Source organism: Frankia sp. CcWB3, from assembly GCF_977927595.1.
Map to the genome: position 1 here is coordinate 10,670 of NZ_CDWRCK010000098.1, position 3,292 is coordinate 13,961.

At 71.9% G+C, this 3,292-nt stretch carries 4 protein-coding genes; 1 reads left to right on the forward strand and 3 read right to left on the reverse strand.

Annotated features, from left to right (window positions below; translation table 11 throughout):
• On the forward strand, positions 1-335 hold a 335-nt coding region (locus ACY5KJ_RS09820), incomplete at its 5' end, for a GNAT family N-acetyltransferase (RefSeq protein WP_462203229.1).
• Here the strand turns inward: ACY5KJ_RS09820 and ACY5KJ_RS09825 are convergent.
• From ACY5KJ_RS09825 to ACY5KJ_RS09835, 3 genes are read right to left on the reverse strand one after another with little or no spacing between them, the layout of a single operon-like run.
• Positions 294-1,313 (reverse strand): inositol monophosphatase family protein, encoded by a 1,020-nt coding sequence (locus ACY5KJ_RS09825; protein ID WP_462203230.1) that lies wholly within the window; start codon positions 1,311-1,313, stop codon positions 294-296. The two genes, ACY5KJ_RS09820 and ACY5KJ_RS09825, sit on opposite strands and share 42 nt — an antisense overlap.
• Positions 1,310-2,521, reverse strand: coding sequence for an alpha-D-ribose 1-methylphosphonate 5-triphosphate diphosphatase (locus ACY5KJ_RS09830; protein ID WP_462189254.1), 1,212 nt, complete (start codon positions 2,519-2,521; stop codon positions 1,310-1,312). The genes ACY5KJ_RS09825 and ACY5KJ_RS09830 overlap by 4 nt, the downstream gene beginning before the upstream one ends.
• Positions 2,518-3,243: an ATP-binding cassette domain-containing protein gene (locus ACY5KJ_RS09835; protein WP_462189257.1), complete on the reverse strand. Its 726-nt coding sequence runs from the start codon at positions 3,241-3,243 to the stop codon at positions 2,518-2,520. Before ACY5KJ_RS09835 ends, ACY5KJ_RS09830 begins: the two co-directional genes overlap by 4 nt.
• Positions 3,244-3,292: the final 49 nt, after the last annotated feature.

The window sequence follows — 3,292 nt, forward strand, 5'->3', positions numbered from 1 at the left end:
GTGCCTATGTCGCGCAGATCGACAGCCTTGTGGTCGACGAGAACGTGCGCGGACTGGCGGTGGGGGCCCAGCTCGTGCAACACGCCGTCGACCTTGCCAAGGAACGTGACGCCGATGTCGTCGAGCTAGGGAGTCGAAATGAAATAACTTGCGCGTTTCGAACCCTCCACAGGCCTGTGACCTGCGATGATGCTCTCGATCACGTATTTGTTACTTCATTACGTCCCCTAGGCAGCGCGCTCACCCGCACCCGAGCTCTGCGTTTCTACCAGCGTGAAAAGTTCCAGTTCACCTCACGCAAACTGGTACGGCCACTCAAGCCCGTGGCGCACTGAGCCTTTGACCGTCACAGGGAGTGAATGCCCCTCGGGGTGGTGACGACGACGGCGCGGGGCTCCGAAAGGAACCCCGCGCCGCAAGGTCGCCAACCACGGCGGCAACATCCAGGTTCTGGCCGCCGGGGATAAACGGATCAGTAGGAAGAGCCGCTGATCTCGTCCGCGAGCTGGTGCGCCAGCTCCGGGGTCGCCGCGATCACGCCGGACCAGCGGCGGCTGAGGTCGGGGACGATCTCGACCGGGCGGCCGAAGGCGTCGATCATCGCGCCGCCCGCCGCCGGGACCAGCACGGACGCCGCGGCGATGTCCATGATGCGGTGCGTGTCCGAGCCGGCGTCGGCAAAGGCGTCCGGTGGAGCCCTGCGCCACGAGGGCGGCCTCCAGCCAGCTGCTGGACAGGATGCGCACCCGCGCGGCCCGGCGGCTCACCCGCAGCCAGGCCGCCTCGTTCTTGGCCTGCGGCCGCAGGAGGCTGACCGCGGCGCCGTCGAGTGCGCGCCGGCCTGTTGTCCGGTAGGGCGCCGGGACGCCGGCTTTCGCATGCCAGCTGCGGCCGGTGTCCAACCAGACGGTGAGGGCCTCGGTCGCCCTGCCGTCGACGGCGACCACGCCGGAGAAGGCCGACAACGGCACCTCCGCGACCGCGTTGGCGGTGCCGTCGACCGGATCGACCACGAGCGTGACCGCCGAACCGTTGTCGATGACACCGATCTCCTCGCTGATCAGGTTGACCCGGTGGGCATTCACCACCTCCGCCACCGCGGTGTCGACCAGCAGGTCCAGACGCGTGGTGAGGGTTCCGTCGGCGCCCATGCCGACCTCCTCGGCGAGCTCCGCGCGCGTATACCGCTCGCGCGCGCCGCGGAAGGCGCCCACCGCCGCGCGGGCGGCGGCGGCCAGCGCGGGATCCGTCCCGGCCGGAATCTCCGGCTCGGGAACCGGCCACCGGGTCACCGCCGCACTCCCGATTGTCACCAGACACCGCCGGATGACAACACGGACCGCACCGCCGGCCAGGGGCGGCGCGGCTCGACCAGCACAAGGTCGGCGCGCAGCCCCGGCTCGAGCCGGCCGCGGTCGGGAAGTCCGGCGACCTCGGCCGGCCCGGCGGTCACCAGGCCGATGGCGGCCGGCAGGGTGGCGAGCCCCTGCTCGGCGAGCAGCATGGCGGCCGCGAGCAGACCGGAGGGCAGGTAGTCCGACACCAGCGCGGTCACCAGGCCGCGGCCGACCAGGTCACGGCCGGAGGCGTTGCCGTTGTGGGAACGTCCCCGCAGGATGTTCGGGGCGCCTATGACGACGGGAAGCCCGTGGGCGCGGGCGGCTTCCGCCGCTTCGATCGTGGTGGGGAACTCGGCGACCGCGCAGCCGCGGGCCCGCAGCTCGGCGATCTCGGCGGCCGAGCTGGGATCGTGCCCGAGCAGCCGGATCCGCGCCGAGCGCGCGGCGAGCCAGATCAGGGCCTCCTCGCGGATGTCGAGCCTGCCGTCCCGGTCGGCGATGAGCTGGTCGACATGCTCGCGAGCCTCCGCCTCGGACAGGCCGCGGCTGCCCATCAGATATCGCTCGTAGTACTCGCGGACGGCGTACTGGCCCTGGCCCGGGGTGTGGTCCTCGTGGGAGACCAGGGCGCCGTCGGGCACCTGGTCCAGTCGCCGCGCCAGCGCGGACAGCGATTCCGGGCTGCGCACGTCGAGCCGGTACAGGATCCGGTGGTCGACGAGCCCGCCGGGATAGGCGTCGATCGCCTTGCACGTCTTCTCCGCCTGGCCCACGCTGCGCGGGATGTCGTGGTGGGTGTCCTCGAAGGAGATGCCGTGGAACACGGTCGTCACGCCCGCGGCCCGCAGCTTGCCCTCGAAGGACAGCAGCGCGAACTCGATCGGCAGCTCGGCGCCCGGTCGGGGCAGCTGTTCGTTCTCGAGCCCGTCGCTGTGGGTGTCGATCAGGCCGGGCACGCACAGCAGGCCCTGACCGTCCACGTCGGCTCCGGAGCCGGGCGGATGCTTCTCGACGGCGGCGATGCGTCCTTCGCGGACCACGATCCGGGCGTCCTCAAGCAGCCGGTCGGGCAGCACGGCCCGCACGTGGCCGAGCACGTAGTCGGCGGGTGGCGCGGCCGGGGTCCAGGATGGCGGGGTCCGGGATGCCGGGGGCCAGGATCCGGTGACGGTCGTGCTCATGCCACACCCGCCAGCAGGTCGGCGCAGCTACCGGACCGCTCGACCAGACCGCCGGACATCAGCACGACCCGCGACGCGAGCCGCCTCATCGCGTCGAGGTCGTGGAACACCGCGAGCACCGCGACTCCTTGCGCGGCAAGGGATCCGATCAGCTCCAGCGCGGCTTCGCGGTTGGCCGGGTCCAGCGCGGACACCGGCTCGTCGAGCAGCAGCAGCCGCGGTGGGCGCACCGTGCCGGCCGCGAGGTTCACCCGCTGCCGCTCGCCGCCCGACAGGACGCCACAGTCGACGTCCCACAGCCCTTCGTCGAGGTTCAGCCGCCGCAGCGCGGCCGCGGCCGCGTCGCGCGCCTCGGAGCGGTCGAGCCCCCGGCGGCGGGCCGCCGCGGCGACGACCTCCCACGGCCCGGTCCGCGGCGGCGCGGACAGGAACTGGGACACGTACCCGATCTCTCGGCCCCGCAGCCGGGCCATCGCCCGGTCCGCCAGCCCGGTCAACTCCACGTCTCCGGTAGCGGTGCGCAGCCACACCTCGCCGGAGTCGGGCAGGTAGGTGCGGTAGACGCAGCGCAGCAACGACGACTTCCCGGCGCCGCTGGGGCCGGCCAGGGCGACGTGTTCGCCCACGCGCACGTCGAGGTCGACACCGTGCAGGGATTCGACCCTCCGGCCGTCGATGGTGTGCAGGACGAAGGACTTGCGCAGCTCGCGCACGGACAGCACTGCTTCTAGGGCCTGTTTGGGAAGTTCATCGGGGCAGCCATTTGTTGAT